Genomic DNA, 22,445 nt, shown 5'->3' with positions numbered 1-22,445 from the left:
GGCGTGTGATCGAGCTCACACCTCGGTCAGGCGAGCTGTGCGGTGGCGAAGGCGAGTTTGGCCGGGTTGACCATGGTCCGTATCGCGACGACGCGGTCTCCGGCGACCTCCAGAGCCATGATCGCCACCAGGTCGCGGTCTGACGAGCAGATCAACACCGCAGGCTCGCCGTTGATGTCCAGGATCTCGACCATCGCGCCGACCGCCTCCGGCCGTGCGAGCAGCCCTCCGAGGTAGCGGACCACCTTCGGCAGCCCGCGCACGGGCCGCCGCGCCGCGGACGACATGCCGCCGCCGTCCGCCCAGGCGACCACGTCGTCGGCGAGCAGCCGTTCCAGGGCGGCGACATCCCCGTTCATGGTCGCCTCCAAGAACCCCTTCAGGATGCGGCGGTGATGCTCCCGATCGCTCTCGAACCGCTTGCGCGGCTCCCCCACGTGCGTCCTGGCCCTCCGGTGGAGCTGCCGGGAGTGCGCCTCGTCGATGCGCAGGATGTCGCCGATCTCCGCATGGCTGTGCCCGAACGCCTCCCGCAGCACGAACACCGCCCGCTCCGTCGGCGTCAGCCGCTCCAGCAGGATCAGCATGCCCAGCGACACGGATTCGCGCTGCTCGACGGTCTCCAGCGGCCCGAGCGCGCCGTCGCCGGTGAGCACCGGCTCCGGCAGCCACGGCCCCGCGTAGCTCTCCCGCTGCCGCCGCGCGGAGGAGAGCTGGGTGAGGCACAGGTTGGTGAGCACCCTGGTCAGCCACGCGGCGGGCACCGCGACCGGCCCGGTGGCCTGACTCCACCGCAGGTATGTCTCCTGCACCATGTCCTCGGCCTCGGAGGCGGAGCCGAGCAACCGGTACGCCAGCCCGAACAGCCGCGCCCGCTGCCCCTCGAACACTTCCGCCGACCCCGCGCCGGCCATACGGCCATCCACGCGACCGATGCTAACTTGACGCGACTTCGCCCTGCTTTGCGGCATGGACAGGGGTGATCAGAGAAGCGTGCCGAGGGGGCCAAGGTCCAGGTTGAGATCCTCGGGCTCCAGGCCGAAGCGGTCGCACACGTCGGCCATCGCCTCCTCCAGGCGCATCAAGGTCACCCCGAGCACCTCGACCTGCTCGTCCGACAGGTCTCCCTGCTCCATGCGGCGCACGCACTGGCGCTCCACGAGCTGGCGGATCAGCTCGACCAGCGTGAGCACGAGCCGGCTCAGGTCGCGCTCGATCGTCTCCGAGTCGGCGGCTATGCGCAGGCGGGGACTGTCCGTGCTCACGCGACTTCATCCCCCTCGATCGACACGATGAGCGTACGGAGCGAGATGCGTACGAGGTCCACGTCCGCGATCGACAGGACCAGGTCGCCGGTCACGACGACACCGCCGGCCAGCAACCGGTCCAGCAGGTCCACGAGGGCCACGCGTTCGGGCGGGATCCGGTCGTCGACCACCACGTCACGTCTCAAGATGTCTCCAGGACCGTGAAGGAGTACGGGGCCCACGGGCCGGTGAGGTGCACCTCCACCCCGTCCCCACCGAGGCTGCCGGCCGTCGCGGCGAACTCCTCGTCGCGACCCTCGTCCACGAGGTAAGCGCCGTTCAGCAGCATCACCTCGTCGCGGCCCGAGAGTTGCGGGTCCTGGGCGCGGTGGCGGCAGCTCGCGGCGGCGAGCGACGACAGGGTGGCGTGGATGTGGTCGGCGCGGCCCATGATCTGCCGGCGGGCCTGCTCCCGGCCGCGCAGGCTCGCCCGGCGGCGCAGGAGGTAGGCGGTCCCGGGCTTCCCCACGTCGTCCCCGGCTCCCCCATCGCCCTCCTCCGTCGCAGGGGAGGCCGCGCCCGGGCCCACGTACGCCTTGACGCCCCATTCCCTGCGCCCCGTGACATGGGAGAGCACTTCCAGGAAGTCGTCCCTGCGCCGCTCCAGCAGATCGCGCACCTGGTCGTCGTCCGCGTACACGGTGACGAGCCGGACCGGCGCCGTCGGCGTGGCGGTCGCCACGACGTCCACCACGCGGTGATGGGCGCGGGCCGTCACCGCCAGCCAGTCCAGGTCCTCCAGGGAGCGGCGCAGTGGCTCCTCGCCGAACTCCGCCAGCGGCACCGTGCTCACATAGGCCACCAGGCCGGCCCCGGCGATCGTCCGCACGGGAGCGACGCCTTCAGGGCATTCGACGGCCGAGCGGGCGACCGCGTACACGTACGTGCCGGCGTCACTCATCCCCGCCCCTCACGGCGAGGAGGCGGCGCAGGCGGCGGTTCTCCTCGATCAGCTCGCGGTCCCGCCCGGACAACCAGGGGTCGTGCTCCCACCAGTCGATGCCCAGTTCCCTGGCCGTGTCCACCGAGGCGATCAGCAGGCGCAGCTTGATCGTGAGCAGCTCGATGTCCAGCAGGTTCACCCGGATGTCGCCGGCGATCACCACACCTCTGTCGAGCACGCGCTCCAGGATGTCCCCGAGGTTGGCCGGCTCGCGGCTCGCGCCGCCGTACGGCTGGCGCACCACAGGGGCCGCCGTTCCTACTCTGTCCATGGTCACAACGCCTCACCGGTGTCGGCGTTGGAGCGCCGATATCGCCGTAGCCTCCGATATGACAGCAAGTTCCCCTCCGTGTCGATCTCGACCTGGTAAAGGGCGAGGATGTCGCCCGAGGAGGGGATGCGGCGGTCTTCGACGACCTCCACGCCGACCTTCCAGCCGTCCTCGGCCGGTTCGACGGCCGTCACCCCTTCGACGTGCTTCGTGGTCAGATCGGCGATATGCCGGAACCCGACCTCACCGGCCGTCATGGCCGTCAACCCCTTCGGCCGGGGCTCACGGACTTCACGAGCCTCACGAGGCCGGGGCTCACAGGGTTCGCGAGCCTCACGAGGCCGGGGCTCACGGGGTTCGCGAGCCTCACGGGGTTCGCGAGCCTCACGGGGTTCGCGAGCCTCACGCGGCCGCGTGGCGGTGGCGCGTTTCTCGATCATGCGATTACCTCCGCCCCGCGGCCATCAGCTGGAGCACCCGCTCGACCGCCTGGCTCTCCTCCTCCTCGGTGATCTCCCCGGCCTCCCTGGCCGCCTCGATCTCCTCCAGGTGCCGCCTGACCGAGGCGGGGTTCGCGAGCCTCACGGGGTTCGCGAGCCTCACGGGGTTCGCGAGCCTCACGCGGCCGCGTGGCGGTGGCGCGTTTCTCGATCATGCGATTACCTCCGCCCCGCGGCCATCAGCTGGAGCACCCGCTCGACCGCCTGGCTCTCCTCCTCCTCGGTGATCTCCCCGGCCTCCCTGGCCGCCTCGATCTCCTCCAGGTGCCGCCTGACCGAGGCGGGGTTCCTGGTCTCCATCTCCACTTGTTCCTGGAACAGCTCGGCGAGCCAGAGCAGCCCGCGGAAGGGCGCCAACGGCCACCCGAAAATCAGCCCCAGCAGGCCCATGGGTCATGCCCCCTGCTCCTGCGCGACGACGAAGTCGTAGGGCGCCAGCGGCCCGAGCAGCCGGAGGTTCACCCGTCCCTCCCAGCGCTCGCCCAGCCGGCCCAGCGCCTTCTCGAGCGCCCTCTGCTCGTCGACCTTGGCGAGCATGGCCACGTGCACGGCGTCCTGCTCGTGCGTCGGCTCACGTACGACCGCCGTCGAGTAGAGCGAGGCCAGCGCGTCCAGCAGCATGCGCGTGTCCATGTCGCGCTTGGCCTCGATCCCGGCCGCGATGATCTCCCCGAGCCTGATCCGCTCGTTCCTCGTCACGTCCTCCGAGCGGCCGCGGATGGCCTCGCGCAGGCCGGCGGCCTCCGGGTTCTCCGCGAGGATCTCCCCCATCACCGCGGACTCCACGTAACGGCCCTTGACGATGTACTCTGCCTGCCCCGCGAGCTCCCGCAGCGCGCCGAGGAACTCGTCATGGAACGGCTTGAGCAGCTCCTCCACGACCGCTTCCGGATTCGCCATCACGGCGCCGAAGCGGAACGGGAGCACGGACGCCTTGGCGGCGACGGAGTCGAGCAGCCGCTCATAGGCCAGGAAGTCGCCGGGCTGGCCCAGGGGCTGGTCCACGTTCACATCGCTCACGAGGACGGCGATCTCGCCGTGCCGTAGGAGCTGGACCTCGCCGGCCGGGTCACCGAGCCCGCGATCGTCGGGCGACAGCTTCGTGTCCCCGGGAACGACCCCGTAGAGGTATGACGCGATGTTCTGCTGCCGGCGCGTGGCCTGCTTCGGTACGGAGGCTCCGGAAACCTTGGTGGATCGTCCCATCTCCCTCACTCTTCCTCTTCGCGCCGGCGAGGAGCCTTCTTCTTCATGCCGTGGCTCTCGACGATGTCGGTCAGCTTCTCGTCCGCCGCCTCCAGCACCCCCTGAACCACCTTCTTGGAACGATCCACACTGGGAACGCCCTTCGTCGTCTCCAGAACCTCGGGCAGGCCCTGCTCCCCGGTCTCGGCCATGTCGAGCCGGTTTGCGGCCTCCGCGAAGCGCAGGTACGTGTCGACGCTGGCCACGACGACGCGCGCGTCGACCGTGAGGACCTCGATGCCGACGAGCGAGACCCTGACATAGGCGTCGATCACGAGACCCTTGTCGAGAATCGTGTCGATGACGTCGGCCAGGCCCGTCGGAGACGGACGTCCGGCCATCTGGCCGGTCGCCGCCGGTTGCACAGACGTAGTCATCATCCCTCCCCTTGCCTCCGCCAGCCTGCCCTGAAAAGCGACACTGAACCACATAGAACGCAAAAACGGACAGGGCTTGACGTACTCGGATGACTACGGTCCGCAATCTTTGGCGAGGGGGTACTTACGTCAGGTGCTCGAGCGGACGGCGAGGAGAGGGGTGAGAAGGGTGGAGTCGGGCACCGCGCGGCCTTCCAGCTTGTCCATGACCAGGCGGACCGCCTCGCGGCCCACTTCCTCCGCGGGGATCAGCACCGAGGTGAGGGGCGGGCTGGCCCGCTCGGCCACGTCGTCGGGGCAGATGGCGACCACCGCCACGTCGTGCGGCACCCGCCGGTCGAGCTGCCGCAGCGCCGCCAGCACGTGGCCGACCGCCGCCTCGTTGTGCACGACCAGGCCGGACAGGCCGGGGTGGTCGAGGAACAGGTCGCGTACGGTCTCGTAGACCTCGTCGAACGTCTCCTCGCACGGCAGCGCGACACCCTTGAGCCCGTGGGCCTCCACCGCCTCCACGAACCCCTCGCGCGTCCGCCGGGCGAACCCCGTCCCCCGCTCGTACACCACAGAGGGGGCGCCGAGCAGCGCGATCTCCTCGTGGCCGCGCTCGGCCAGGTGCGCCACGCACCGCGCGCCCGCGGCGGCGAAGTCCAGGTCCACGCAGGTCACCCCGGCCGGCTCGGCGGGGAAGCCGATGAGCACGCTCGGCTCGGCCAGTTCGCGCAGCAGCGGCACCCTGCGGTCGTCCAGCTCGACGTCCATGAGCACCAGCGCGTCCACCAGCGCGCTCGCGGCCACGCGCCGGATGCCGGCCGTGCCCTCGTCGGCGGTCAGCAGCAGCACGTCGTGGTCGAAGCGGCGCGCGGCCGTCACCACGGCGCTGGCGAAGCGCATCAGGACGGGCACGTGCATGCCCGCCCGCAGCGGCAGCACCAGCGCGATCACGTTGGAGCGTTTGCTGGCCAGGGCGCGGGCGCCGGCGTTGGGGTGGTAGCCGAGCGCGCTGATGCTGTCGAGCACCCGCCGCCTGGTGTCGGCCGAGATCGTCCGCTTGCCGCTGAGCACGTAGGAGACCGTGCTGACGGCCACGCCCGCGTGCTTGGCGACCTGGGCGATCGTGACCGTGCGCCCGCTCAAGCCCCGGCTCCGAAGTCGAGCCGGGCCAGTGTCATGCCGTCGTTCTCGAACACCACATACAGATCGTGCACCCCGTCCACTGCCGGGAGCGAGGCCGTGATGGCGTGATAGGCGTAGCGGTCGGTCCTCGGCACCGGGAACGTGGCGAGGGACGGTCCGTAGAGAGGGTCGCCGCGGCGGATGGTGATCACGCCGCCCTCCGTGCTGCCCGCCGTCGCCACGCAGGCCGTCGCGCCGGCGAGGTTCACCTGCCGGAACAGGATCCACGCGCCCTCCGCGTCGGACCTGACGGCGTCGCCGTCCACCTTGGTCTCGTCCACGAACGTGATCGCGTCGTACTCGTCGTGCGCGGCCGCGCTCAGCAGCCCCGACTGGGGCGGGATGATCTCGCCGTCGACCTCGAAGCGGGCGCTCAGGCGCAGGTCGGTGGCGCTGCGGCCGACCATGAGCTGGTGCGACGAGCTCTCCACGGCGAACCTGCCCCTGGTCACGTCCCAGAAGGCCAGCTCGGAGACGGGCAACGTCAGGGTGACGGTACGGCTCTCGCCGGGCGCGAGGCGTACCTTCTCGAAGCCTCGCAGGCGGCGCAGCGGCTGCTTGACGCGGGAGCGCTGCTGGTGGGTGTAGAACTGGACGACCTCGACGCCCGGCCTGGTGCCGGTGTTCGTCACGGTGGCCTCGGCGCTGACCACGTCGCCTTCCAGATGTACGCGCAGGTCCGCGTACTCGAAGGCGGTGTAGCTGAGGCCGTGGCCGAACGGGTGGAGCGGGACGCCGCGGAAGTACAGGTACGTTGCGTCCGAGGCGATGATGTCGTAGTCGAGCAGGTCGGGCAGCTCCTGCTCCGAGCGGTACCACGTCTGGGTGAGGCGGCCCTCCGGGTCGGCGTCGCCGAAGAGCACCTCGGCGAGGGCGTGGCCGTACTCCTGGCCGCCGTGCGCCGACCACAGCACGGCCGGGATCTCGTCGTCGGTCCAGGTGAGCGGGTAGCCGCTGGTGACGACCATGACAGTACGGGGGTTCGCCTTGCGGGCGGCCCGCACCACGGCGTCCTGGGCGGGAGCGAGGGCCAGCGTCATGCGGTCCTCGGTCTCGCGGCCGTTCACGAGCGGGTGGTCGCCGACCACCACGACCGCGACGTCAGCGGCGGCGGCCAGCCGGGCGGCCTGCTCGGCGCCGCTCCTGACCACGTCCATGGCCAGCCAGACCGCCTGGTCGGCGTCGTCCACCAGGCGCAGCACGCCGTCGTCGCCCGCGCCGACGTAGCAGCCGGTCGAGATGTGGCGCAGGGCGAGGGTGCCGCGCGGCCGCTCTTCCATCCTGAACGTCTGGCGCACCTCCCACCCGTTCGGCCCAGGCTGGTCGTTCACCAGCGTGACGCCGTCCACCGACACGAACCGGCCGGTCGCCACGGCGCGCAGCGCGTAAGCCCCGCCGCCCCAATCGAACAGGTCGAACAGCTCGAACATGCCCGGCTCGGCCCCGCTGACGCTCAGCGGCCCGCCCGCGGGATCGGCGGCCACGGGCCCGGCCTCGGACGACAACGTCACCCGGTCGACGGCCTCGCAGAACACGGTCTCGCACCGCTCGGCCAGCCCCTGGCGGGCGGTGACCGCGTACGGGAGCGTGCCGCTGTACCAGTCCTCCATGAGCGCGTCGCCGAGCTGCCCGATCACCGCGATCTTCGTCACGCCTTCGAGCGGCAGCACCCCCTCGTTCTTCAGCAGCACGAAAGACCGCCGCGCCGCCTCCCTGGCCAGCGCCTGGTGCTCGGCGCAGTTGACCACGTTGCCGTTGACGTCGTCGTACGGCGTCGCCGCGTCGAACTCCCCCAGCCGGAACCTGATGGACAGCGCGTGGCGGATGGCCCCGTCGATGTCCTCCTCGCTCAGCAGCCCCTTCGAGAGCGCCTCGCGCACGTGGCCTAGCGTGGCCTCGGAGCGGTCGTCGTCCTGGGTGAAGCTGTCCAGCCCCGCCTTGATCGCGTGCGCGTACGCCTCGGCCAACGTGTCGTGGTACCCCTGGAGTGTGGTGAGGTTGCCCGGCGCGTACGCGTCGCTGACCACCAGCAGATCGTCGGGCGCCCACGCGCGCAGCACCTGCCCGATCAACGGGCTGAGGTGGGCAGGACGGCCGTTGACCAGGTTGTACGACGGCATGACGGCCACGGCCACGCCCTGTTCGATGGCGGGCCTGAAGGCGGGCAGCTCGTACTCGTGCAGCACTCTCGGCGGCAGGTTGCTGGAGGTCGTGCAGCGGTCGGTCTCGTTGTTGTAGGCGAGGAAGTGCTTGAGCGTGGGGGCGGTCTTGAGAGTCTGGGGAGCGCTCCCACGTAGCCCGCGCGCGTAAGCCGCGGCCATGACGCCGGTCAACCACGGATCTTCGGAGTAGCCCTCTTCGTTGCGCCCCCAGCGGGGGTCGCGCAGCGGGTTCACCACGGGCGCCCACACGTTGCGGCCCGCGCCCGCCGGGTCCTTGTGGTGGAAGGCCAGCACCTCGTCACTGGTGGCCTCGCCCACCCTGCGCAGGAGGTCGGGGTCCCAGGTCGAGGCGAGCCCGACGGCCTGGGGGAAGACGGTGGCCGGGCCGAGCCAGGCCAGCCCGTGCAGCGCCTCCGTGCCCGTGCGGAACGCGTCGAGGCCCAGCCGCTCGACCGGCGCCTGGTACTGGTGCAGCAGGCCGACCTTCTCCTCGAGGGTGAGCCGGCGCACCAGGTCGTCGATCCGGTCGGGAATCGGAACCGCTGGGTCGCGGAAGGATTCTTGCATGGTCATCCCTCTGAGAGTGTCGAAGCGCTTCGACGACCGGCCTGGCGAAGTTACGCGGACATTTCGGTGGATTGACTGAAGAGTGCACGCCTCCGTGACCAAGGTCAAGGGACTCGGGGCAATCTCCCCGAATCTATGGAGTCCAGCACCCTCGCGACACCGCCGAGCGCCGCCGCGTCATGGCCCAGCGTCGAGGCCACGACCTGGCAGCCGCCGGCCTCCGAGGCGATCACGCGGTCGTCCATCTCGTCCTGGACGGCGGGCAGCAGCCACGGCGCCAGCGGGACGTAGTAGCCGCCGAGAATCACCACCTCGGGGTTGAGCAGGTTGGCCAGGATCGACACGCCCTTGCCGAGGCTGCGGCCCACCGACTCCAGCGTGGCCAGGGTGCCCGCGTCGCCGGCGCGGGCCAGGCGTACGGAATCCTCGATCTCGACCTGGATCTCGGCCGGGGACGGATCCTTGCCCAGCACGGCGCCGATCCCGGCCATGACCTCCAGGCAGCCGCGGCGCCCGCAGTGACACGCGGGGCCGTCGGGGTCGAGCTGGACATGGCCGATCTCGCCACTGAACCCGAGGCGGCCGTGGCGCAGCCGCCCGTCGAGGATGATGCCGGCGCCCACCCCGATCTCTCCGGTGAGGTAGATCAGGTCGGAGGCACCGGCGTGCGCGCCGAAGCGCTGCTCGGCCAGGGCGGCGAGGTTGGCGTCGTTGTCGACCTGGATGGGGAAGCCGGGATCGCGCAGCGCCTTGGCCAGGTCTCCGCCGAGGTCGGCGTCGCGCCAGCCGAGGTTGGGCGCGATGCGTACGGTGCCCTGCACGTCGACCAGCCCCGGCACGGCCACGGCGAGACCCAGGACCTGGCGCTCCTCCTTGGCCATGCGGTTGACCACGCGCCTGATGATCGCGCCGACGCCCGCCACCCCCTGGTTGACGGAGTCGCCGGCCGAGAACGCGCGCCGCCACGTCAGCAGCCGCTCCCCCGCCAGGTCGGTGGCCACGGCGGACACGTAGTCGACATTGATCTCGACACCGATCGCGGCGTACGGCGAGCCGTCCAGCACCAGCATCGTGGCGGGCCGGCCGACCCGGTTCTCCGTCAGCCCCGTCTCACGCACCAGCCGCCGGTCGATGAGGTCCGCGACCAGGCTGGACACCGTCGCCTTGTTGAGCCCGGTGGAGGCCGCGATGTCGGCCCGCGAGCAGGGCGCGTGCTCCCGGACGAACCGCAGCACGACCGCGAGGTTGGTGGCCCGTACGTCGGCGAAGTCGGCCGGCTGCGGGCCGGTCGTAGAAGTGATCAATATCAGCCCCGTTCCCGCCAAGAGATGACCCCAGCATGCCGCATCGTGGGCTCCCTTCACCAACCTGTGACCGTCGCGATCCCTTGTGGCTACGGTCACAGTCTACTAATTTGTTTGGCCGGAATACCAACTAATTTTTATGAGGCCATCCCTACTCCGAAAGAAGGGAGCGAGCCATGGCCACCAACACGACTCGCCGCGGATTCCTCACCCTGGCCGGCCTGACGCTGATGTCCGCCGCATGCAGCCAGCCCGTGGCCCGCAAGGGCACAGGAAAGGCCGAGGCCGTCGACAAGCTGACCCAGCTGCTGCCCAAGCACATCCCCTACAAGGGCGTCACCCCCGACGTGAACACGCCGATCGCGATCGGCTTCAATACCTACCCGAGCGACCTGGTCAAGGCCGTCCCGCAAACCCCCGGAGCCGGCGGGAGCTACACGGCGATCACCCCCCTCTGGGGGCCGCCGCCGCCGAGCCCGAACCCCTACTACGACCTGGTCAACAAGTCGCTCGGGGCCACGGTCAAGTTCCAGATCATCGATGGCAACAGCTTCGCGGACAAGATCGCGCCAATCCTCGCGGCGGGCAACGTCGGCGACCTCACCGCCATCCCCAGCTTCATCATCCAGAAGCTCGGCGACTTCAACCGCCAGGCGGACAAGCTCTTCCTCGACCTCGGCCCCTACCTGTCCGGCGACAAATCGGCGCAGTACCCGATGCTCGCCGCGATCTCCGAGGAGGCCTGGGCGTTCGGCGTGTGGAACGGCAAGCTCATGTCCGTCCCGCACCCGGGCCAGGGCCCGGCCCGCATGACGTACTACCGCAAGGACATCTTCGACACGCTCGGCGCCAAGCTCTGGAACAACGCCGACGAGCTGTTCGAGCTGGGCAAGCAGCTCACCGACAAGTCCAAGAAGCGCTGGGCGTTCGCCACGCTCCACCAGGAGATCGAGCGGGCCTTCCGGGTGCCGTCGAAGTGGCGGCTGGCGAACGGCAAGCTCGAACACAAGTACGAGACCAAGGAGTACGCCGACGCCGTCGCCTTCATGCGCAAGTTGTTCGATGCGGAGCTGGTCCACCCCAAGGTGGTCGCGGCGGGATCCGCCAACGACCCGAGCAAGGAACTGTTCGAGGGTGGTCAGGCACTGATCTTCGATGACGGGACCGGCGCCTGGCACGAGGCCATCAGCCGCCAGGCGGGGGTCAACCCCGACTTCAACATGCAGCCCCACAACTGGACCGCCGACGGCGGCAAGCCATACGGGTGGTACTCCGACCCGGCCTGGATGTTCGTCTTCCTGAAGAAGGACCTGCCCAAGGAGAAGGTCGAGGAGCTCCTCCGCATACTGAACTGGCTGGCCGCGCCCATCGGCACGCAGGAGTACCACACCTGGAAGTACGGCGTGGAAGGCACGGACTGGAAGGACAAGGACGCCAACGGCTTCCCCGTCTACACCAAGAAGGGCCAGCAGGAGGCGCAGCCGGCCACCTACTTCTTCCTGGCCAACCAGATCGAGCCCATGGCTCCCTACACGCCCGACTACATCAAGACGTACGGGGCCTACCTCGACGTCTGGTCCCAGAGCGTGGAGAACTACCCGTTCAAGGGCCTGCGCACCCAGGACCCGTCGCGGATGGCCGCCGCGCAGCAGCCGCTGGAGGACAAGGTCCTCGACATCGTCAAGGGCCGCCGCCCCCTGTCCGACCTGTCGACCGTCGTGCAGCAGTGGCGGGACGCGGGCGGCGAGGAGGCCCGGACGTTCTACACGAAGGTGCTGAAGGACAATGGCCGCATCTAGCGGCCAGACAGCCGTGGACACCGCCGTTCCCACCGCGGCCACCACGCGCAGGAGGCGGAAAGCCGGGGTCCTGCGCAGCAGGCTGCGGCGGGACTGGCAGCTGCTGCTCCTGACGCTTCCGGCCCTCGCGCTGCTCCTGGTGTTCCACTACGTCCCCACGCTGGGGAACGTCATCGCGTTCCAGGACTACTCGACGGTGGACGGGATCCTGGGCAGCCCGTGGGTCGGGTTCGGCAACTTCGTCTACCTGCTCGGCGATCCGTCCTTCTGGCAGGCCGCGCGCAACACCCTCACGATCACCGCGTTCCAGCTCGTCTTCTACTTCCCCGCGCCGATCGCGCTGGCGATCCTGCTCAACAGCGTGCTGCGGCCACGGTTGCGGGCGCTCATCCAGAACGTCGTGTACCTGCCGCACTTCTTCTCCTGGGTGCTGGTGGTCACGGTGTTCCAGGACATGCTGGGCGGGGCGGGGCTGATCGCGCAGGAGCTCGACAAGCACGGGTTCGAGGGCTTCGACCTGGCCACCCAGCCCAAGACGTTCCTCCTCCTGGTGACGGCGCAGTCGGTGTGGAAGGACGCCGGCTGGGGCATGATCATCTTCCTGGCCGCACTCAGCACGATCGACCCGAACCTGTACGAGGCGGCGGCGGTCGACGGAGCGTCCAGGTGGCGGCGGATGTGGCACATCACGCTGCCGGGCCTCCGTCCGGTCATCATCCTGCTGCTGATCCTGCGGTTGGGCGACGCGCTCAACGTCGGGTTCGAACAGTTCCTGATCCAGCGGTCCGCTGTGGGCGCCGACGCGGCGGAGGTGATCGACACCTACGTCTACTGGCTCGGCCTGCAGACCGCCGACTACAGCATCGGGGCGGCAGCCAGCCTCTTCAAGGGCCTGATCGGCCTGGTCCTCATCCTGATCTCCAACAAGATCGCACACCGGCTCGGCGAACAGGGAATCTATCAGCGCTCATGACAGTATTTCCCGACGACCTCCTGCGCTCCGCTCCTCGTCCGCCGGCGCTCCCTGCGATGCTCACTCCGGAGGCCGTCTCATGACGTCCATCACACGCTCGCGGCTCCGACCCACCTGGGACGACGAGCCGTCCATCGCCGGCAAGCTCACCAAGGCGGTCGGCCTCGTCATCATGGTGCTCGTCATCGTCTTCCCGATCTACGTCGTGGTGCTGACGAGCATCTCCTCCGGGAAGGCCATCAACGAGGCGGGCGGCCTCGTGATGATCCCCGACGGGTTCAGCTTCCAGGCCTACGCCGAGGTGCTCGGCGGCGGCGTGGTGATCAAGGCGCTCCTCGTCAGCATCGGCGTCACCGCCGTCGGTACGGCCATCAGCCTGAGCGTCACGGCCATGGCCGCCTACGGGCTGTCGCGTCCAGGCTCGTTCCTGCATCGGCCACTGCTGTTCACGGTGCTGGTGACCTTCCTGTTCGGACCCGGCATCATCCCCTCATACCTGCTGGTCAACAGCCTGGGTCTGATCGACAGTTACTGGTCGCTGATCCTCCCCGGCGCCATCTCGGCCTTCAACCTGGTCGTGCTGCGCTCGTTCTTCATGGGCATCCCCGGAGAGGTCATCGAGAGCGCCAAGATCGAGGGAGCGAGCGACTTCCTCATCTTCCGCAAGATCGTGCTGCCGCTGTCCAAGGCGGCGCTGGCGGTGATCGGCCTGTTCTACGCGGTGTCGTACTGGAACGCGTTCTTCAACGCCATGCTCTACCTCAACGACAGCGCCAAGTGGCCCTTGCAGCTGGTGCTGCGGACCTACGTGCTGGACGGCGCCCCCATGCAGACCGCCTCGGGCACGGTGGACCCCAGCAGCCTGGGCCTGGCCGCCGTCCCGGTCACCTCCGTCCGGATGGCGGTCCTCGTGCTGGCCATGATCCCGGTCGCCGCCATCTACCCGTTCGTCCAGCGCCACTTCGTCAAGGGCGTCATAGTCGGCGCGGTCAAAGGCTGATTGTCAGCTCTCTGCGATAGATCGACGAGCTGTTCGCCGGCGAGGGCTGAGACCGAAGCCTCAGCCCTTTATCGTGATCAGCTGGGACGCCGATCGTCGTGGCCGTCCTGGTCAGCCCCCGCCCTGATCATCTACCCCTTCGTCCAGCGCCATTTCACCAAGGGCGTGATCGTGGGCGCCATCAAGGGCTGACCGCTCCGGCGCCCATCGCGCTCCGGACCGCGGCAACGAGGTTCGCGGCCCTCAGGTCCGGCACCCCTTCCACGACGTGGTTCATGACGTAGCCGAACGCGAGGCCGGTCGCCGGGTCGGCGAAGCCGAGCGACCCGCCGCGGCCGGGGAATCCGAAGGCGGTCGGGGAGTACCAGAACGCGTCCGGTGTCGGGAGGCCGAAACCGGTGCCTATGCGGACGGGCACGCGCAGGATGCGGTCGATGCCACTGACCTGTTCCGCGGTCGCGGCGGCCAGGGTGCCGGGCGTGAGAATGCGGTGCCCGTCGACCTCGCCGATGAGCGCGGCGTAGAAGCGGGCCAGAGCGCGGGCCGTGCATATGCCGTTGGTGGCCGGCATCTCGGCGGCCTGCTCCTCTGGTCTGTTGTGGTCCAGCGGGGGCGTGACGACGCCGATCGAGCGCCTGGTCAACGACGTCGGGTCGGCGAAGGCCGCCATGACCTTGCGTATGGGTTCGGGAAGGGCGTTCAGGTCGATCCTGCCCAGGGCCTCGAAGTCGGGCGGGGTGTCGATGATCCGGCTGACCCGGTGCTGCTCGGTCTTCGGCAGCCCGATCCACAGGTCCAGCCCGAGCGGCGCGGCGATCTCCTCCGCCAGGAACGTGCCGATACTGCGGCCGGACACCCGGCGGACGACCTCTCCGACGAGCCAGCCGTAGGTGAGCCCGTGGTAGCCGTGCTCCGTGCCCGGCTCCCAGTACGGGCGCTGGGCTGCCAGCGCGGTCACCATGGGCTCCCAGGCGATCGCCTCCTCCGGAGTGATCGGGTGATCGATCGCGGGCAGCCCGGCCTGGTGAGTGAGCAGCCAGCGGACCGGGATGCGGTCCTTCCCATTGGCCGCGAACTCCGGCCAGAACTCCGCCACGGGCGCGTCGAGGTCCAGCTCGCCCCGCTGGGACAGCAGAAGAGCGCAGGTCGCCGTGACGGCCTTCGTGGTGGAGTAGACGAGCTGCAGGGTGTCGCGCTCCCAGGGTCGGCCGGTCCCGGGGTCGGCGATCCCGCCCCACAGGTCGACGACCTTCCGGCCGTGCAGGTAGACGCTGACCGCGGCACCTGTTCCCTGCTCTCCGGTCAGATCGGACGCGAACACTTCGCGTACTGCTTCGAATCCCGGTGCGGTGTCTCCGCCGATTTCGGGCATGCGTCATCGCCTTCTGTGCTGATGGGTTTTTTGGGGGAAGGGGGTTTCAGCCGCGCCATTTCCCGACGAGCCAGGCGCAGAGCTCCGGCTCGGTCATCTCGGGAAACTCCTCGGTGAACGCGGCGAGCGCGCGTATGGCCTCGTCCCGGGTCAGGCCGCGCAACGCCGCTTCCTTGAGGTACTCCTGACGGGCGAGAGAAGGACGACCCCCGCCCGCGCCGCGGCCGGGCAGCCGCTCGCGCCACTGCACGATCTCCGTCAGCCGATCGGGCCGCCAGCCGGGAGCTCCGTCGACCTCGACGTCCGGCACGGGGAACGGGTGATCGGAGTCGTCCGAATAGCGGCTGCGCCACTTGTGCACCGCATGACGGCTCACGCCCAGGGACTCGGCGATGCCGAGGACACCGAGGTAGCGCTCGGTCATGGGTGCACCTGCTTGTCTGTGCGGCCTCCTTCGCGGATTTCAACTACTACCACGCCCGATGTGGAGATCTTGCGCTGGAACGTCGTCTCCGACGAAGACAACGTTAGCGCTCGAAGGAAACATCGTCTACAAGAGAGACGAGCTTTTCTGCCGACAGGCCACCTGCTCCACGACACGGGGCGTGCCAGGGATACGAAGAAGCAGTGCCGCAAACCATAGTTATGCCCGTTTTAGGCGTAATGTGGGCATTTGGGGAGTATGCCCACACGGTTGATCGGGAATACCACCATGAATCTCTCAAAGGGGGCGACACCGTGACCTTCCCGCGTTATATGTCGGCTGCGAGAATCTGCCTGCTTGTACCCGCCGAGCCTCCGCCCAATCCGGTGGGGCCGCGCAGGAGGATCAACAGCGACAGCAGTAGCCGTTCCAGTCACCGCCGCAGCCGTCGTCGTTGAACGACACCTGATTCAACCACCAGCCTGGCCGTCCGCTCCCGCAGGAGCGGCGGCCGCCGGCGGAGGATGGCGTCATTCAAGGCGTTGGCGGTCGAGTTCGCTGAGGATTCCGACGAGGCCCAGCTCGAAGCGGTGAGTGAGGCCGGGGCGGGCGGTCAGCTCGTCCGCGACGGCCGTCAGGTGTGGGTAGCGGTCGGCGGGTAGGTCGCGGAGGAAATCGGTGATCTGCGTGAGGCGGGCATGGTTGGCGGGGCCCTTGCCGAAGGCGATCTCCTGGCCGGCGAAGCCGACGACATAGAAGAGCAGAAGCAGATAGCCGTAACCGGCCAGGCGGTTGTCGAACCCCGACTGGCGCAGGATGCCGATGATGTGGTCGGCCAGCCGTAGCCCGTTCGGCCCGAAGGGGACCCTGCCCGGCAGGAGGCGGGTGACCGCGGGGTGGGCCAGGAGGACCTGCCGGAGTTCGAGGCCGATGCCGACGAGCCGCTCGGCCCAGGGACGGCCGGCGTCGGCCGGCAGCGGGCATTTGCCCACGACCACGTCGATGAGCAGATCGAACAGCTCATCCTTGCTGCGGACATGCCAGTAGAGCGACGGCGACTTGATGTCGAGCGCGACGGCGAGCTTACGCATGCTGAACGCGTCGAAGCCCTGTTCATCCAGTAGATCCAGCGCCGCCTGAGCGATCTGGGCGCGGTCCAGCCGCGGCTCGGCCTCGTCGATGCCGCCGGGAAAGCCGGAATCGTGACGTGCCATGCGGGACTCCCCTGTCTCTGCACGTCCCAATCTAGCAGTGCAAGGGAATCCCTAGCGGTGTTAGGCTTTCCCTTGCACTGCTAGGGAACCAAATCGAGGAAGGGACGGCTGGAATGCCGAGTCCGCATGTGATCGTCATCGGTGCCGGGCTGGGTGGACTGTGCCTGGCGCAAGGGCTGCGACAGAGGAACCTCAGCGTCGCCGCGTACGAGAGCGACGACTCACTGACATCCCGGCAGCAGGGCTACCGCATCCACATCGACGGGCACGGCGACCGGGCCCTGGCCAGGAACCTGCCCGCGCATCTCCACCGGTTGTTCCGGGCCACCGCCGGAATCCCGCGTGCCGGCACGCCGGTCTTCGATCACCGGCTCGAGCGGCTGGCGCTCCTGGAACCGTCCGACGACGGCGTGCACCTGGCGGTCAACCGGTTGACGCTGCGGCAGATCCTGCTCGCGGGCTTAGAGGACGTGGTCCGGTTCGGCAAGCACTTCACGCACTACCGCGTCGGCGCCGGCGACCGCGTCACCGCGTACTTCTCCGACGGCACCACCGCGACCGGCGACGTGCTCGTGGCGGCCGACGGCGTGAACTCCCCGGTGCGCAGGCAGTACCTGCCGCACGCACGCGTGGTGGACACGGGCCTGCGGCAGCTGTACGGCAAGGTGCCGCTCACGGCGCGGACCCGCGAACTGTTCCTGGACGACATGTTCGCCGTGTTCACCCCGATCATCGGCCCGGACGGCAGCTTCGTCGGCGTCGCTCCGGTGGAGTACCCCGAGCCCGTCCGGCAGGCCACCGCCAGGCTCGCCCCCGAGGTCGGACTGCACGACACCCACGACTACATGACCTGCTCCTTCGGAGCCCGCCGCGAGCTCCTGCCACCCGATGACGAGCTGCGCGCGATGTCAGGGGGCGAGCTGCGCGCCATGACCCTGCGAATGATCGAAGGCTGGCATCCCCAGGTGCGCGCGATCATCGAACACTGGGACACGTCCACGGTCTTCCCGCTGGTCCTCCGCACCAGCGTGCCGATCGAGCCCTGGCCGGCCGGCAACGTCACGCTGCTCGGGGACGCCATCCACGCGATGAGCCCGGCCGGCGGGGTCGGCGCGAACACCGCCCTGCGAGACGCGAGCGCGCTCGCCGCCGCACTCGGTGAGGCCGCCGCCGGGCGACCGCTCGTTCAGGCGCTGGCCGAGTACGAGGCCGCGATGGTCACCTACGGCTTCGCCGCCGTACGTGCCTCCGCCGAGAACGGGCAGCGCCTGCTCGGCCAGGACCCTCTTCCCGCAGCCTGAGAGCACCTAGATCCTCTCGAAGAGCATCCGCCGAAGCCCATCCGGTCATCCCGTCATGAAGCCGAGGCATTGCCAGGTCGCGTCGTCATCGGCGACCAGGTGGCGACGGTGGATCGGCCCAGGGACCACTGAGGGGCTCTACGTGTTCTTTGATTGTGCCGTCCACGTCCTCCCTCGCGCATGACTTGCAACTCGATGCGACTGAGGGACCACGACCCACAGCCGGGAGAGCACGTCCGAGCGACAGCGAGGTCCGCTCGGGGCGGGCTCCAGCAGGCCCGGTAACAGGGCAACAGGCGGGTGACCGGCGAGCGTAGCGAGCGGGGTTTCGGGCTTCGAAAGGGCGGGTGACCCCGGGAGGCGGCACAGGGCCTCCCGGGGTTGCCTGCTTACGCTGGGGTGCAGGTTAGGGTGGCGGGTGGGGTGTTGGAGCCGGTGTAGGTGGCGGTGAAGCCGAACGAGGTCGTCCCGTTCGGTGCCAGGGAGCCGTTGTAGCTAGCGTTCGCGACGCTGACGGCGGCGCCCGTCTGGGTCGGGGTGCCGCTCCAGAGCTGGGTGATCTTCTGGTCTCCGGCCCAGGTCCAGGTGACCTTCCAGCCCGAGATCTGCGCCGTGCCCGCGTTCTTGACCGTGACCTCCGCCTGGAAGCCGCCCGACCACTCGTTCACTCCCTTGTAGGTCGCCGTGCAACCCGACCCGGTGGTCGGCGTGACCGTGGGGGTCACGGTGGGCGTGACGGTCGGGGTGACGGTGGGTGTGACGGTTACCGGTGGGCCGGTGCGGTCGCCGTACAGGATGCCGCGGCCGTTCGTGCCGACGTAGACCCGGCCGTACACGCGCGGGTCGCCCGTCAGGGCCTCGCCCATGTTGCCCCACTGGTGCTTGTCGTCGTTGATGCGCACCCAGCTCGCTCCGGCGTCGTCCGAGCGGTACAGGCCCGTGACCCCGCCGATCGTGGCAACCGTGAAGACCGCCATGTACGTCCCGCCGGGCGCCGCCTTGCCGAAGCCGACGTTCACCGAGCTCGTGATCCCGGACACCTTGGTGAAGGACGCGCCGCTGTCGGTCGAGTGCCACAGGCCGCCGTCACCGGCCAGCCACAGGTCGCCCTCCTTGCCGGGGACCGCCTTGACCTTGCCGCTAGTCGGCAGGCCCGTGGCGGCGGTGGCGGTGAAGGTCGCGCCGCCGTTCGTGCTGACGTACAGGCGGCCGCCGTCGAAGCCGTAGAACTTCGACGCGTTGACCCGGTCCGACTCCACGATCGCGCCGGTGGGCAGGCCGGAGGCCTGCTGCCAGGAGTTGCCGTAGCCCACCGAGTAGACCGGCGTGACGCCCTTCGGCGCCCAGACGAAGCGGGAGCCGTCGGCGGCCGCCGCCACCGTGCCGCCCTCGTCGATGCCGCCCGGCTCCGTGCCCTGGAACCAGTTGGCGCCGCCGTCCGTGGAGAAGGCCACGTGGCTGTCGTTCGGGCGGTCGGCGTCCTTGAAGCTGCCTGCCCTCACCATGATCGACGGCGATTTCTCCGCGTAGTCGAGGCTGGTGGTCGTGGTGAAGATGGGAGCCGTGAACATCGTCGACGGTACGGCGTCCAGGTTCGTGTGCCGGAAGCCGCCGATGTCGCCCAGTGCGCTGACCAGGGGCGCGCCGCTCGGCGGGCTGATCAGGTCCAGGACGGCCGTCTCCTCCAGGCCCTTGGCCATGGGCTTGATGGTGAACTGGGTGCCCGAGTCCCACTTGGTCAGGTCCTCGGTGCCGTAGACCGTGGCGCCGGTGCCGTACATCATCCTGTTGGAGTCGAACGGGTCGATCTCCAGGGACTCCGTCATCCAGCCGAGCTTCGGCGTGACCTCAGGAGGCTGCGGGTTGGTGCCGAACGTCAGCCACGGGTCCTCCGTGACGTCCTGCTTGTAGCGGAAGCTGCGGTTCGGGTACGAGGTCCAGTCCCACACGCGGGTCCAGGTCGCGCCCGAGTCCGTGGACCGGAAGAAGATCACGTCCGGCCACCACGAGACCTGCGTGGCCACCATGATCGTGCCGGGCTTCTGCCGGTCGACGGTCAGGCCGCTGTAGCCGAAGTAGTCGTCGGAGCTGGAGGACGGGATGGGGCTGATCTGGGTCCAGGTGCCGGTCGCCGTGGCGTAGCGCCACACGTCGCCCTTGGCCCCGTCGTACGGGCCGCCCGTGTCGCTCGTCGCGATGTAGAGGTAGCCGTTGACCGCATCCAGCACGCCCTTGTGGGCGAGGTAGCCGGTCGGCTGGCCGGCCACACGCGACCAGGTGGCGCCCGCGTCGGTCGTGCGGTAGACGCTGTTCTCCTTGTCGGCGACGCCCACGTAGATGGTCTTGGTGGTGGTGCCCTTGGTGGACGAGCGCGGGTCGTAGGTCACCCAGACCACGCCCGGCTTGTGGCTCAGGTAGCCGTTGGAGTCGTTCGGGTCCTGGGCGTAGTTGCCCGCGTTGGGGAAGCTGGCCACCTTGGCCCAGGTGGCGCCGTAGTCGGTGCTGCGCCACAGCCCGTTGCCGTTGGGGGTGCCGAAGTAGAGGACGCTGTTGTTGTTCGGGTCCACCGACAGTGCCTCGCCCATGCCACGGCCGGGCATGTTCCCGCCGAGCTTGAACGGCAGCGGCGTGACCTGCCAGTTGTCGCCCTTGTCCGTCGAGCGCAGGATCGCGCCGTTGTTGGGGTCCCAGCTGTTGGTGTACATGCCGACGGCGGCGTACACGCGGTTGGTCTGAACGGGGTCGGTGGCGAGGCTGATCACGCCGTTGTAGCCATACTTGTCCCATCCGACCCAGTCCAGCAAGGGGGTCCAGGACTTGGTCGACTGGTTCCACCGGTACGCCCCGCCGATGTCGGTGCGGGCGTAGATGAGGTTCTTCTCCGTCGGGTTGAAGATGATCCCGGGTACGAAGCCGCCGCCGTCGATCCTGACGTTCTTGTAGGCGTACGGGTCCGAGGCGACGGCCGAGACCGGCGACATCCGCACGACCGCCGCCACGAGCAGGACGGCCGCAGTCGTCAGCAGGACGAATAATCTTCTTCGCATGCGCGGCTCTTCCTTTCCAGGCGCGCCAGCAGGCGCCCCAAAGGCTTCAGATGACCGCCATGCACGAGCAGAGTGCAGAGACCCTGACCGTCACCGCGCCTTCGCGCATGAGCTCTACCAGAAGGCTCACACACGCGCGCATCGAAGGTCAATAGTTTGGATAGACAACGAATTAACGACGCCCGATCCCGGCCGCCCACAGCGCGATGGCGATGTAGACGACCTGTTCGGGGATCCGCTGCCACAGCGGCGTAACGTCCTGGCCGGCGAGCGCGGCGTACACGTTCGCCGGGAGCAGGCCCACGAAGAGCAGCGCCAGGCAGATCCCGGCGGCCTTGCGAGTCTTTTCAAGCACGAGCCCGACCGCCCCGGCCAGCTCCAGCACGCCGGTCAGATAGACCATCAGGGTCGGGAACGGCACGAACGGCGGCACCATGGCCACCATGTCGGCGTGGTTGGGCATGAAGGTCACGCCCGCCGGGACGAAATGCGCACCGGCCGTCACCACCAGCATGACGGCCAGCCCATGAGCCGCGCTCACCCTCCAGGTGTCGAACCGCTTGGCCCTGGACAGCCGGAACGCCAGCGTGGCGACCAGCAGCACGATCACAATCACCGAAGCCTCCTTGGATAGCAGTGCTATCGATAACACTACTATCCAAGGCTTTCATCCCGCTATCTGATTCTTCGGCGGCGCGGAGATGCGGACGCGGGAGCCCCACCCCGTGTAGCGGGTCTCGGTGCTGAACCGGCCGTCACCGACCTCCACGCCCTCCGCTACGTGAGAGGAGGCCAGATGGGAGGTGACGAGCTTGCTGGGCAGGTTGTCGGACCCCAGCGTGAGCTGGTACGTGATGACCGTCTTCTCCTTCGAGCTGAACGGCGAGGAGGCGCGGAACCACGGCGACACTTTCGCGAGCGCGCTGTAGGTGATCTTCCCGGAGTACGTACGGCCCTGCTTCTTCCCCCTGAGCAGGGCTTTCAGCGTCGCCGGCTCGGCCGGGTTGACGAGCTGCGAGAACGTCCCGACCCAGCCGCCGGTCGTGCCGAGGATGTCCCTGGCCCACTTCTTGCCCTCGGGGACCTCGCCGAGCATCGGGCTGGTGGTGTAGCTCTTGTCTCCGATCATGATCGTCCGTCCGGACTTCAGGTTGTACATATGGTCGAAGATGCCGCCCTGGTACCGGGTGTAGTCGGCGGTGATGTCGGACGCGGAGATCCCCGACTTGCCGAACTGCATCGTTCCAGTGCGCTTGAGGAACGTCGTCTTCTCCGAGTCCTGGAGTAAGGAGGTGACGTCGGTGAACTTCACCCCCTTGCCGGCCACCAGCTTCGCCTTGAGCGCCCTGACGGGATCGGCCGGAGCCGCCTCGGCGGGAGTGGCGGCCACGAGCATGGCCATGGCCGCCACCACTGCACCTGCGATCGTCCTCTTCACTGAGATTCCTTTCGATGAGGGGATCGCA

At 68.9% G+C, this 22,445-nt stretch carries 23 protein-coding genes; 4 read left to right on the top strand and 19 right to left on the bottom strand.

What is annotated here, in order from left to right; translation table 11 throughout:
- Nucleotides 1-26: 26 nt before the first annotated feature.
- The 13 genes from sigJ to ACQPWU_RS06630 form a co-directional block, all read right to left on the bottom strand.
- Nucleotides 27-926, bottom strand: a complete 900-nt coding sequence (gene sigJ / locus ACQPWU_RS06690; protein WP_433437685.1) for an RNA polymerase sigma factor SigJ — start codon at nucleotides 924-926, stop codon at nucleotides 27-29.
- A gap of 57 nt (nucleotides 927-983) precedes the next feature.
- Nucleotides 984-1,265: a gas vesicle protein K gene (locus tag ACQPWU_RS06685; RefSeq protein WP_360688589.1), complete on the bottom strand. Its 282-nt coding sequence runs from the start codon at nucleotides 1,263-1,265 to the stop codon at nucleotides 984-986.
- Nucleotides 1,262-1,453 carry a gas vesicle protein GvpJ gene (gene gvpJ, locus ACQPWU_RS06680; protein ID WP_360688586.1) on the bottom strand — a complete coding sequence of 64 codons (192 nt, stop codon included), beginning with the start codon at nucleotides 1,451-1,453 and terminating at the stop codon, nucleotides 1,262-1,264. Before gvpJ (ACQPWU_RS06680) ends, ACQPWU_RS06685 begins: the two co-directional genes overlap by 4 nt.
- Nucleotides 1,450-2,208 (bottom strand): GvpL/GvpF family gas vesicle protein, encoded by a 759-nt coding sequence (locus ACQPWU_RS06675; RefSeq protein WP_433437683.1) that lies wholly within the window; start codon nucleotides 2,206-2,208, stop codon nucleotides 1,450-1,452. Before ACQPWU_RS06675 ends, gvpJ (ACQPWU_RS06680) begins: the two co-directional genes overlap by 4 nt.
- Nucleotides 2,201-2,521 carry a gas vesicle protein GvpJ gene (gene gvpJ / locus ACQPWU_RS06670; RefSeq protein ID WP_433437681.1) on the bottom strand — a complete coding sequence of 107 codons (321 nt, stop codon included), beginning with the start codon at nucleotides 2,519-2,521 and terminating at the stop codon, nucleotides 2,201-2,203. Before gvpJ (ACQPWU_RS06670) ends, ACQPWU_RS06675 begins: the two co-directional genes overlap by 8 nt.
- 2 nt (nucleotides 2,522-2,523) lie before the next feature.
- Nucleotides 2,524-2,961 (bottom strand): gas vesicle protein GvpO, encoded by a 438-nt coding sequence (gene gvpO / locus ACQPWU_RS06665; RefSeq protein ID WP_433437679.1) that lies wholly within the window; start codon nucleotides 2,959-2,961, stop codon nucleotides 2,524-2,526.
- A 4-nt stretch (nucleotides 2,962-2,965) separates the two neighbouring features.
- Nucleotides 2,966-3,142, bottom strand: coding sequence for a gas vesicle protein GvpG (locus ACQPWU_RS06660; protein WP_433437678.1), 177 nt, complete (start codon nucleotides 3,140-3,142; stop codon nucleotides 2,966-2,968).
- A gap of 38 nt (nucleotides 3,143-3,180) precedes the next feature.
- Nucleotides 3,181-3,411 carry a gas vesicle protein GvpG gene (locus ACQPWU_RS06655; protein WP_360688580.1) on the bottom strand — a complete coding sequence of 77 codons (231 nt, stop codon included), beginning with the start codon at nucleotides 3,409-3,411 and terminating at the stop codon, nucleotides 3,181-3,183.
- A gap of 3 nt (nucleotides 3,412-3,414) precedes the next feature.
- Entirely contained in the window at nucleotides 3,415-4,227 is an 813-nt protein-coding gene (locus ACQPWU_RS06650) for a GvpL/GvpF family gas vesicle protein (protein WP_433437677.1), read from the bottom strand.
- 5 nt (nucleotides 4,228-4,232) lie between these two features.
- Nucleotides 4,233-4,646: a gas vesicle protein GvpJ gene (gene gvpJ / locus ACQPWU_RS06645; protein WP_433437675.1), complete on the bottom strand. Its 414-nt coding sequence runs from the start codon at nucleotides 4,644-4,646 to the stop codon at nucleotides 4,233-4,235.
- Nucleotides 4,647-4,772: 126 nt separating this feature from the next.
- Nucleotides 4,773-5,777: a LacI family DNA-binding transcriptional regulator gene (locus ACQPWU_RS06640; protein ID WP_433437674.1), complete on the bottom strand. Its 1,005-nt coding sequence runs from the start codon at nucleotides 5,775-5,777 to the stop codon at nucleotides 4,773-4,775.
- Nucleotides 5,774-8,551, bottom strand: coding sequence for a glycoside hydrolase family 3 C-terminal domain-containing protein (locus ACQPWU_RS06635; RefSeq protein WP_433437672.1), 2,778 nt, complete (start codon nucleotides 8,549-8,551; stop codon nucleotides 5,774-5,776). The genes ACQPWU_RS06640 and ACQPWU_RS06635 overlap by 4 nt, the downstream gene beginning before the upstream one ends.
- A gap of 98 nt (nucleotides 8,552-8,649) precedes the next feature.
- Nucleotides 8,650-9,849 (bottom strand): ROK family protein, encoded by a 1,200-nt coding sequence (locus ACQPWU_RS06630; protein WP_433437670.1) that lies wholly within the window; start codon nucleotides 9,847-9,849, stop codon nucleotides 8,650-8,652.
- A 176-nt stretch (nucleotides 9,850-10,025) separates the two neighbouring features.
- Here ACQPWU_RS06630 and ACQPWU_RS06625 point away from each other — a divergent pair, with 176 nt between their 5' ends.
- The 3 genes from ACQPWU_RS06625 (at nucleotide 10,026) to ACQPWU_RS06615 (ending at nucleotide 13,621) form a co-directional block, all read left to right on the top strand.
- Nucleotides 10,026-11,648 carry an extracellular solute-binding protein gene (locus ACQPWU_RS06625; RefSeq protein ID WP_433437669.1) on the top strand — a complete coding sequence of 541 codons (1,623 nt, stop codon included), beginning with the start codon at nucleotides 10,026-10,028 and terminating at the stop codon, nucleotides 11,646-11,648.
- A complete protein-coding gene (locus ACQPWU_RS06620; protein WP_433437667.1) occupies nucleotides 11,635-12,621 on the top strand; it encodes an ABC transporter permease in 987 nt (328 codons plus the stop codon). The genes ACQPWU_RS06625 and ACQPWU_RS06620 overlap by 14 nt, the downstream gene beginning before the upstream one ends.
- A gap of 79 nt (nucleotides 12,622-12,700) precedes the next feature.
- Nucleotides 12,701-13,621: a carbohydrate ABC transporter permease gene (locus ACQPWU_RS06615; RefSeq protein WP_433437665.1), complete on the top strand. Its 921-nt coding sequence runs from the start codon at nucleotides 12,701-12,703 to the stop codon at nucleotides 13,619-13,621.
- Between the two features lie 181 nt (nucleotides 13,622-13,802).
- Here the strand turns inward: ACQPWU_RS06615 and ACQPWU_RS06610 are convergent, their stop codons facing one another.
- The 3 genes from ACQPWU_RS06610 to ACQPWU_RS06600 all read right to left on the bottom strand — a co-directional run bounded on the left by ACQPWU_RS06610 (nucleotide 13,803) and on the right by ACQPWU_RS06600 (nucleotide 16,631).
- Nucleotides 13,803-14,993 carry a serine hydrolase domain-containing protein gene (locus ACQPWU_RS06610; protein WP_433437663.1) on the bottom strand — a complete coding sequence of 397 codons (1,191 nt, stop codon included), beginning with the start codon at nucleotides 14,991-14,993 and terminating at the stop codon, nucleotides 13,803-13,805.
- Nucleotides 14,994-15,039: 46 nt separating this feature from the next.
- On the bottom strand, nucleotides 15,040-15,417 hold the full coding sequence (locus ACQPWU_RS06605) for a hypothetical protein (protein WP_433437661.1): 378 nt from the start codon (nucleotides 15,415-15,417) through the stop codon (nucleotides 15,040-15,042).
- Nucleotides 15,418-15,947: 530 nt separating this feature from the next.
- Nucleotides 15,948-16,631: a TetR/AcrR family transcriptional regulator C-terminal domain-containing protein gene (locus ACQPWU_RS06600; RefSeq protein WP_433437660.1), complete on the bottom strand. Its 684-nt coding sequence runs from the start codon at nucleotides 16,629-16,631 to the stop codon at nucleotides 15,948-15,950.
- 113 nt (nucleotides 16,632-16,744) lie between these two features.
- Here ACQPWU_RS06600 and ACQPWU_RS06595 point away from each other — a divergent pair, with 113 nt between their 5' ends.
- The gene (locus tag ACQPWU_RS06595) at nucleotides 16,745-17,932 is read left to right on the top strand and encodes an FAD-dependent oxidoreductase (protein ID WP_433437659.1); all 1,188 of its coding nucleotides are present in this window, start codon (nucleotides 16,745-16,747) and stop codon (nucleotides 17,930-17,932) included.
- Between the two features lie 389 nt (nucleotides 17,933-18,321).
- Here ACQPWU_RS06595 and ACQPWU_RS06590 read toward each other — a convergent pair whose 3' ends face one another.
- The 3 genes from ACQPWU_RS06590 to ACQPWU_RS06580 all read right to left on the bottom strand — a co-directional run bounded on the left by ACQPWU_RS06590 (nucleotide 18,322) and on the right by ACQPWU_RS06580 (nucleotide 22,417).
- Nucleotides 18,322-20,979: a cellulose binding domain-containing protein gene (locus ACQPWU_RS06590; RefSeq protein ID WP_433437658.1), complete on the bottom strand. Its 2,658-nt coding sequence runs from the start codon at nucleotides 20,977-20,979 to the stop codon at nucleotides 18,322-18,324.
- A gap of 172 nt (nucleotides 20,980-21,151) precedes the next feature.
- Entirely contained in the window at nucleotides 21,152-21,595 is a 444-nt protein-coding gene (locus ACQPWU_RS06585; RefSeq protein ID WP_433437657.1) for a DoxX family protein, read from the bottom strand.
- 51 nt (nucleotides 21,596-21,646) lie between these two features.
- The gene (locus tag ACQPWU_RS06580; protein WP_433437656.1) at nucleotides 21,647-22,417 is read right to left on the bottom strand and encodes a hypothetical protein; all 771 of its coding nucleotides are present in this window, start codon (nucleotides 22,415-22,417) and stop codon (nucleotides 21,647-21,649) included.
- Nucleotides 22,418-22,445 lie beyond the last annotated feature (28 nt).

The organism is Nonomuraea sp. CA-141351, from assembly GCF_050944675.1.
GTDB lineage: Bacteria > Actinomycetota > Actinomycetes > Streptosporangiales > Streptosporangiaceae > Nonomuraea.
This window is presented reverse-complemented; position numbering and strand designations above follow the sequence as displayed.

What these genes read in the sequence shown, in the direction of transcription:
- ACQPWU_RS06620 (WP_433437667.1), top strand. Translation starts at nt 11,635, where the DNA reads ATGGCCGCATCTAGCGGCCAGACAGCCGTGGACACCGCCGTTCCCACC.
- ACQPWU_RS06600 (WP_433437660.1), bottom strand. Translation starts at nt 16,631, where the DNA reads ATGGCACGTCACGATTCCGGCTTTCCCGGCGGCATCGACGAGGCCGAG.
- ACQPWU_RS06615 (WP_433437665.1), top strand. Translation starts at nt 12,701, where the DNA reads ATGACGTCCATCACACGCTCGCGGCTCCGACCCACCTGGGACGACGAG.
- ACQPWU_RS06655 (WP_360688580.1), bottom strand. Translation starts at nt 3,411, where the DNA reads ATGGGCCTGCTGGGGCTGATTTTCGGGTGGCCGTTGGCGCCCTTCCGC.
- ACQPWU_RS06675 (WP_433437683.1), bottom strand. Translation starts at nt 2,208, where the DNA reads ATGAGTGACGCCGGCACGTACGTGTACGCGGTCGCCCGCTCGGCCGTC.
- ACQPWU_RS06625 (WP_433437669.1), top strand. Translation starts at nt 10,026, where the DNA reads ATGGCCACCAACACGACTCGCCGCGGATTCCTCACCCTGGCCGGCCTG.
- ACQPWU_RS06605 (WP_433437661.1), bottom strand. Translation starts at nt 15,417, where the DNA reads ATGACCGAGCGCTACCTCGGTGTCCTCGGCATCGCCGAGTCCCTGGGC.
- ACQPWU_RS06590 (WP_433437658.1), bottom strand. Translation starts at nt 20,979, where the DNA reads ATGCGAAGAAGATTATTCGTCCTGCTGACGACTGCGGCCGTCCTGCTC.
- ACQPWU_RS06610 (WP_433437663.1), bottom strand. Translation starts at nt 14,993, where the DNA reads ATGCCCGAAATCGGCGGAGACACCGCACCGGGATTCGAAGCAGTACGC.
- ACQPWU_RS06650 (WP_433437677.1), bottom strand. Translation starts at nt 4,227, where the DNA reads ATGGGACGATCCACCAAGGTTTCCGGAGCCTCCGTACCGAAGCAGGCC.
- gvpO (WP_433437679.1), bottom strand. Translation starts at nt 2,961, where the DNA reads ATGATCGAGAAACGCGCCACCGCCACGCGGCCGCGTGAGGCTCGCGAA.
- ACQPWU_RS06595 (WP_433437659.1), top strand. Translation starts at nt 16,745, where the DNA reads ATGCCGAGTCCGCATGTGATCGTCATCGGTGCCGGGCTGGGTGGACTG.
- gvpJ (WP_433437675.1), bottom strand. Translation starts at nt 4,646, where the DNA reads ATGATGACTACGTCTGTGCAACCGGCGGCGACCGGCCAGATGGCCGGA.
- gvpJ (WP_433437681.1), bottom strand. Translation starts at nt 2,521, where the DNA reads ATGGACAGAGTAGGAACGGCGGCCCCTGTGGTGCGCCAGCCGTACGGC.
- ACQPWU_RS06635 (WP_433437672.1), bottom strand. Translation starts at nt 8,551, where the DNA reads ATGACCATGCAAGAATCCTTCCGCGACCCAGCGGTTCCGATTCCCGAC.